Below are 6,211 nucleotides of genomic sequence, written 5' to 3'. Positions count from 1 at the left end.
TGTGTTTAGTTTTTTTTTCAGGTGTTAAGACCAAATAAAACCGGGCCACGGGGGGGGGGGGGGGCCCGGCCCCGGGCGGCCCGCCGGGGCAGGGAGAGTGCCCCGGCGGTCCGCCGTTCCCGTTGCGGGTGCCGCTACAGCGCGGCGCGGATCCAGCCGTCCACCACGGGGGCCAGGTCCTGCTGGGCCGCCGCGTGGTCGAGGTGGTAGGTGCGCACCGAGTCGCCGCCGTGCAGGAAGCCGCGCTTGTCGAACTCCAGGACGACCTCGACGCCGTACGCGTCGGCGATGAAGGTCACCTCGATCTCGTTGCAGCGGTGCGCGTACTGCGGCGCCGCCCGGAACTCGATCTCCTGGTAGAAGGGCAGCGTCTGCCGGGTACCGCGGATGTGGCCGGCCTCCAGGTCGGCCCGGGTGAAGCGGAAGCCCAGCGCGAGCAGGGCGTCCAGCACCCGCTGCTGCACCGGCAGGGCCTCGACCGCCAGCGGGTCGGCGTCGCCCTTGTCCAGCTGGCCCGCGATGTCCACCTCGGTGCGCACGCCGAGCGCCATGCCCGACAGGTGCTGGCCGGCGATGGTGGTCGCCGGGGTCTCGAACGGCACCGGGAGGGCGAACGGCACCGCGCGGCGCTCGCCCGCCGCCAGCCGCAGCGGGCCGCTGACCATCGCGGAGGCGAAGGTCTTGTTGGTGTGCCCCTCGTGGTCCTCGTACTCGACCTCGACCCGGGCGACCAGCGCGAGGGTGATGCCGTTGATCTCCGCGTCCCGCTCGCCGCCGACCAGGTTGACCTGGCCGTGGACGGTGCCGCCGGGGTGCACGGTCGGCGTGGACAGGACCGTGTCCACGGTGGGTCCGCCGACGCCCAGCGCGCCGAGAAGCCGCTTGAACACCATCGGTGCTCTCCTTACCGGTTCGGGTGGTGAGGGGGCCGATCGTACTTTGCCCGCGCTTGACCCGGACGGCCCCGACCCGGCACACCGTCGCAGCAGGCCGTCACAGCGGCGTGGCGGCCTTCAGCACCAGCAGCAGCGCGGTGGCCGCGTTCAGGGCGGAGAGCGCCGAGGCTGCGGTGCCCGCGGCGGCCAGCATCGCGGCCGGACCGGCCGGGCTGTGCGCGGGCGGCCAGGCGCGGCCGGACGGGACGGGGCCGAGCAGCGCCGCCACCCGGCGCGGCACCGGACCGGGCGCCGGATCGGCGAAGGCCGCGACCCCCGGCAGCACCCCCTGGTGGGCGACCAGGGCCGCCCGGGCGACCGCACGGGCCGTCGTCCGGCGGTCGCCGACGGCGCCGGCGGCCTCCTCGTCGGCCCACCGCTCGGTGGAGTACGCCACCGCCCGGTGCAGCGGCCGCAGGAAGGGGTTCACGCAGGCGGCCAGCCGGGTCGCCAGCAGGTAGCGGTGGTGCCGGTGCGTCAGGTGGGCCTGCTCGTGGGCGAGCAGGGCCGCCCGCTCGTCCTCGGCCAGGTGCGCCAGCATGCCGGTGGAGACCACGATCCGGCCGGACCCGCCGGGCAGCGCGTAGGCGTACGGGCGGTCGTCGGGCAGTACCGCGGGCCCGTCCTCCGCCGGGAGGTCGGCGACCGCGCGGCGCGCCCGGGCGGCGACCCGCAACCGGCCTGCGAGCGTGCGGGCGACCGCGCCGAGCACCACCGCGAGCATCGCGATCGAGGCCGCGCCCACCTCGACGTGGAACGGCACCATGTCGCGGACCTCGGGGTCGGACCAGCTGTCCGGCAGCGGGTTGCCGGGGATCTGCGCCGTCCCCAGCACCCCGAGCAGGCCGAGGCAGAGCGCGCTGCAGCCGGCCATCGCCAGGCCGAACCCGGTGAGCAGCCGGGTCGCCGCCCGCGGATGCAGGTGCTGTTCGGCCAGCCGGGAGATCGGCAGGGCGGTCAGCGGCAGGACGAGCGGCAGGAAGAGGAAGACGAGGACGGCCACGGCTCAGCCCTCGCGGCGGGCCGGCCCGTCGTGCTCCCGCCCGGTGCCCGCGGACTGTGCCGCACCGTCCGAGGCGCTGTCCAGCAGGGCCCGCAGCAGCACCTCGTCGTGCGGCAGCAGCGCGGAGACGAAGCTGGCGAGCACCGCGTCGCGGTCGGCCTCGCTGTCGAGCACCCGGCGCATCTTCAGGGCGGCCAGCCCGGCCGCGTCGGCGGCCTGCCAGTGGTAGGAGCGGCCGGAACGGGTGCGCGAGACGGCCTTCTTGGCGTGCAGCCGGGAGAGGATGGTGACGACCGTGGTGTAGGCGAGTCCGCCGTCCAGCCGCTCCTGGACCCAGCCCGCGGTGGCCGGCCCCGGCGCCTCCCGCAGCAGCTCCAGCACCTGGGCCTCCAGCTCGCCCTGGCCGCGGCGGCGGGCCCGGAAGCCGCCGGCGTCGGGCTCGCGCTCCTGGACCATGGCGGCGCCTCCCGTGCGTCCCCGGCAGGGCCTGCGCCCGCCCGCTGCTGCGCGCCGCGGGTGCGACGGCGCCGCCATCCTACTGAGCGGTTCGGTCCGGGCCGTCCGGTGAGACCGCGTCAGGGCGCGGGGAAGGGCCCGTCCGGCCTCTACAGTGCTGTAGATTCATGGCTCACAGTGATCGGATCGGCCGGGCGGACGGGCCCGGTGCGGCACTCCGGGAGGGGAAGCCATGGGAGTCTCGCTGGCCAAGGGCGGCAACGTCTCGCTGAGCAAGGAGGCCCCGGGCCTGACGTCGGTCATCGTCGGACTCGGCTGGGACGTCCGGTCGACCACGGGCGCCGACTTCGACCTCGACGCCAGCGCCCTGCTGTGCGGCGAGAACGGCCGGGTGATGACCGACCAGCACTTCGTCTTCTACAACAACCTGGCCAGCCCGGACGGTTCGGTCGAGCACAGCGGCGACAACCTGACCGGTGGCGGCGACGGCGACGACGAGCAGATCAAGGTCGACCTGGTCGGCGTGCCGCTCGCCGTCTCGAAGATCGTCTTCCCGGTGTCGATCTACGACGCCGAGAGCCGGCTGCAGAACTTCGGCCAGGTCCGCAACGCCTTCATCCGCGTGGTCGACCAGGCCACCGGCCGCGAGGTCGCCCGCTACGACCTCTCCGAGGACGCGTCCAGCGAGACCGCGATGGTCTTCGGCGAGCTCTACCGGCACGGCACGGACTGGAAGTTCCGCGCGATCGGCCAGGGCTACGCCTCGGGCCTGCGCGGCATCGCGCTGGACTACGGCGTCAACGTCTGACCCGTCGGGCCGGGCGGATCCGGCCTACAGGTCCAGCCGGTAGTGGCAGAGGCGGCGCGTCGGACGGTAGCCGAGGGCTTCGTTGGCGCGCCGCATCGGCGTGTTCTCCTCCGCCGTGTCGGTCATCAGCCCCTCCAGCGCCGGGTGGCGGCGGCGGGCGGTGCCGATCGAGGCCGCCTTCATCCAGCCGGTCAGACCGCGGCCGCGGTGGCCGGGCAGCACGCCCGTGCCGTAGTGCTGGCCGTCGCCGGTGCCGTCGCCCGGCACCACCAGTTCGGTGAAGGCCACCATCGCGCCGTCGTCCTCGGACAGCACGGCGACGGTGTGCAGGAGGTCGCCGTGTGCCGCGACCTGGTCGGCCGCGGCACGCAGCCGCTCCGCCGTCCAGCGGACCGGGCCGTGGCCCGTGCCGCCGAGCGGCATGTCGTCCATCGCCGGGCGGGCGGCGAGGTAGCGCTCCAGCAGGTCGTCCGGGACGGCACCGTCCCAGTCCACCAACCGGTAGCCGGGGTGCGGGCGTTCGGCGCGGGCGGCGAGCGCCCCCTCGTCCGTGTCGGCCAGCGGCAGCCGGGCCTCGATCAAAACGAGCACCCGGCGCAGCCCGCGGGCGGCGAGGAAGTCCTCACCGGGCCCGCCCTCCTCGGCGACGGCGAGCAGGACCTCCCGGCCGTCCGTCCGGGCCGCGTCGGCGGCGGCCTCCAGCAGCAGGGTGCCGGTGCCGCGCCGGCGCTCGGCCGGGTGCACGGTGATCTCCACCTCGGCCAGCCGGCGCTGCTCCTCCCGGTCGGACAGCCGCAGGAAGGCCGATCCCACCGGCACGCCGTCGTCGTCGGCGGCGAGCCAGGCGGTCCGGCGCCGGTGCGGGCCGGCAGAGGGATCGGCGAGGGCGGTGAGGCGGATCGGCACGGCGGCTCCAGGCGCTGCGGGCGGACGGCGGCCCGGCGACCGTAGGCAGCACCGACCCCGCGCCGCAAAGCATTTACGGCAACGCCACCGGTCGGGCCGTCTCCGCGCTAGACGCCGTCCGGGCGCCGGCGGGAGTCGGTGGTGACCACCAGGACGGCGGTGAGCAGCACCAGGTTCTTCACCACGAACTCGCCGACCAGGGTGAGCAGCAGCGGGTTGCCGTCGTCGAAGGCCGTGCCGGGCATGAACAGCAGGACGCCGAAGGTGCCGCAGAGGTGGGCGCCGAGCACCGGCAGGGCGAGCAGCAGGCCGCGGCCGGAGAGCAGCCAGAGGCCGAGCAGCACCTCGACCCAGCCGAGGGCGGGGACGACCCAGCCGCCGGGGTGGCCGGGTATGGTCCCGGTCACCAGGACGCCGGCCGGGCTGCGCTCGATGATCTTCAGGATGCCGAACCACACGTACAGCACGCCGAGTCCGGCCCGCAGCAGGGTCACGCCCCAGCGGTGCAGGCCGGGGCGCAGCCGGGTGGTCAGGGTCTGCGGCGCGGGCGCGGCCGGCAGCAGCGGGCCGGGCGGCTTGAGCTCGGGGGTCATGGTCACGACGGATTGCCTCCAGAACACGGCGGATGACGGGTCGGGACGGGTCCGCGCGGGCAGGGCGCAGCGGCGCGGGGTGGCCGCGCGGACGGTCGTTCAGGGGCACCCTGACGCCCCTGGAGACAGGTCCTGGGAACCGTCTCCGAAGGGCGCCCGGGTGGTCGGTCCAGGGACGCGTGGGGCACATCCCGGCGCGCCCTGCGTGGCATCCGTACGCCTTGAAGACACGTCCTAGGGGGCGTCCTGGCGGCCCGTGGCGGGGCGGTGCAGGCTGCGGATGCCCTGCTCGCCGCCGCCGTGCGGCCCGCCGGGCCGGCCGCCCGTGTCGCGGGCTGCCGGCTCGCGGCCGCCGAGCTCCCGCCGGAGCTGTTCCCGGTAGGTGGCCCGGTAGGCGTTGGCGGCGATCCGGTTGCCGGCCGCCAGGTAGGCGGCGACCAGCGTCTCGTGTGCGCTCTCGCGCAGGTTGTCGGCGTGGATGGCGATCAGTGCGGCGTCGACCGCCGCGCCCACCCAGCCGGCCTGGACGAGCCGGAAGGAGAGTGCCTCCAGGGTGTGCAGGCGCTGTTCGCGCCAGCGCATCCGGTGGTGGTCGAGCCAGTCCTCCTCCCAGTCCGGCAGCAGGTCGTGGCCGAAGTCGCAGGTGGCGGCCCGGCCGAGTTCCTCGGCGTCCAGGGGGAGCGCGAGGTTGAGCACCCGGGTGGCGGTGGTGCGCAGTTCGCCCAGGTCGGTGGCGACGTCCGGGGCGAGCCGGAGCCGTTCCCGGCCTTCGTGCAGCAGGTCGGCGCGGCAGCCGGGGAGCCGGTGCAGCGCGGTGCGCAGTGCCGCTCCGGCGCGGGCGGGTTCGAGGCCCGGCCAGAGGACGGCGGCGGCCCTGGCGCGGGTGAGGCCGCCGGGTTCGACGGCGAGCAGGGCGAGCAGGCGGCGGGCGCCGATGCCCGGCTGGACCTCCTCGCCGTCGAGGTGCAGGGCGAAGCCGCCCAGCAGGTCGATCCGCACGCCCGTGACCGGGCACGGGCGGTGGCCGTCCGGGCCGTCGGCGGCCCGCAGGGCCCGCGGGCGCGGTGGTGGTGGAGCGGGATCGGCCGGGACGCTCCGACGCGCCTGGCCGCCCCTGGCGGTGGCGACGCTGCGGATGCCGGCGCCGCCCGGAAGTGCTTGGATCATGGCTTGCCCCCGTGTTCGCACCGTGGTCCGCCCGGGGCGGTCCGTGGCGTCGCGGTGCCGGGGGCGGGCACCTCGCCGCGGTGTCGTCCGCGCTGCGGTGCCGTGCCCGGTGCCGCTCGTCGGTCCCGCTCCCTGGTGTCGGGCGGCCTCATTTCCACGCTAACCACCGCGGGTCGGCGGCAGCGAGCGCCATCGCCGCATTGCATGGGAGCCATAGAAGAAGCCGATCGACCTCCGGACGGGCACCGCTCGTCTGAGCAGCGGCGATTCCGGCCCGTACAAATGTTTGACGAGACACCGTCAGCTCCAGTGCAACACGGTGCAATGCGGCTGCAACGTTCAT

7 protein-coding genes are annotated in these 6,211 nt (G+C 75.3%); 1 reads left to right on the top strand and 6 read right to left on the bottom strand.

What is annotated here, in order from left to right:
- Nucleotides 1-134: 134 nt before the first annotated feature.
- From ABZ641_RS01890 to ABZ641_RS01880, 3 genes are all read right to left on the bottom strand, one after another.
- Nucleotides 135-893 (bottom strand): sporulation protein, encoded by a 759-nt coding sequence (locus tag ABZ641_RS01890; protein ID WP_359978422.1) that lies wholly within the window; start codon nt 891-893, stop codon nt 135-137.
- Nucleotides 894-993: 100 nt separating this feature from the next.
- On the bottom strand, nt 994-1,938 hold the full coding sequence (locus tag ABZ641_RS01885; RefSeq protein WP_344624555.1) for a M56 family metallopeptidase: 945 nt from the start codon (nt 1,936-1,938) through the stop codon (nt 994-996).
- A gap of 3 nt (nt 1,939-1,941) precedes the next feature.
- Nucleotides 1,942-2,394, bottom strand: coding sequence for a BlaI/MecI/CopY family transcriptional regulator (locus ABZ641_RS01880; protein WP_344624556.1), 453 nt, complete (start codon nt 2,392-2,394; stop codon nt 1,942-1,944).
- A gap of 232 nt (nt 2,395-2,626) precedes the next feature.
- Between ABZ641_RS01880 and ABZ641_RS01875 the strand changes: the two genes are divergently transcribed.
- Complete coding sequence (locus ABZ641_RS01875) at nt 2,627-3,202, top strand: TerD family protein (RefSeq protein ID WP_344624557.1); 576 nt, start codon at nt 2,627-2,629, stop codon at nt 3,200-3,202.
- Between the two features lie 24 nt (nt 3,203-3,226).
- On the opposite strand, the gene ABZ641_RS01870 is transcribed toward ABZ641_RS01875, so the two are convergent.
- From ABZ641_RS01870 to ABZ641_RS01860, 3 genes are all read right to left on the bottom strand, one after another.
- Complete coding sequence (locus tag ABZ641_RS01870) at nt 3,227-4,108, bottom strand: GNAT family N-acetyltransferase (RefSeq protein ID WP_359978417.1); 882 nt, start codon at nt 4,106-4,108, stop codon at nt 3,227-3,229.
- A 107-nt stretch (nt 4,109-4,215) separates the two neighbouring features.
- Nucleotides 4,216-4,707 (bottom strand): hypothetical protein, encoded by a 492-nt coding sequence (locus tag ABZ641_RS01865; protein WP_344624559.1) that lies wholly within the window; start codon nt 4,705-4,707, stop codon nt 4,216-4,218.
- Nucleotides 4,708-4,935: 228 nt separating this feature from the next.
- Entirely contained in the window at nt 4,936-5,868 is a 933-nt protein-coding gene (locus ABZ641_RS01860) for a BTAD domain-containing putative transcriptional regulator (RefSeq protein WP_359978414.1), read from the bottom strand.
- Nucleotides 5,869-6,211 lie beyond the last annotated feature (343 nt).

Origin of the sequence: Kitasatospora sp. NPDC007106 (genome assembly GCF_040634455.1) — a bacterium.
Classification (GTDB): domain Bacteria; phylum Actinomycetota; class Actinomycetes; order Streptomycetales; family Streptomycetaceae; genus Kitasatospora; species Kitasatospora arboriphila.
This window is presented reverse-complemented; position numbering and strand designations above follow the sequence as displayed.

Bases quoted from the DNA above. Each gene is read 5' to 3' on its own strand.
- ABZ641_RS01890 (WP_359978422.1), bottom strand. From the start codon at position 893: ATGGTGTTCAAGCGGCTTCTCGGCGCGCTGGGCGTCGGCGGACCCACC.
- ABZ641_RS01880 (WP_344624556.1), bottom strand. From the start codon at position 2,394: ATGGTCCAGGAGCGCGAGCCCGACGCCGGCGGCTTCCGGGCCCGCCGC.
- ABZ641_RS01875 (WP_344624557.1), top strand. From the start codon at position 2,627: ATGGGAGTCTCGCTGGCCAAGGGCGGCAACGTCTCGCTGAGCAAGGAG.
- ABZ641_RS01860 (WP_359978414.1), bottom strand. From the start codon at position 5,868: ATGATCCAAGCACTTCCGGGCGGCGCCGGCATCCGCAGCGTCGCCACC.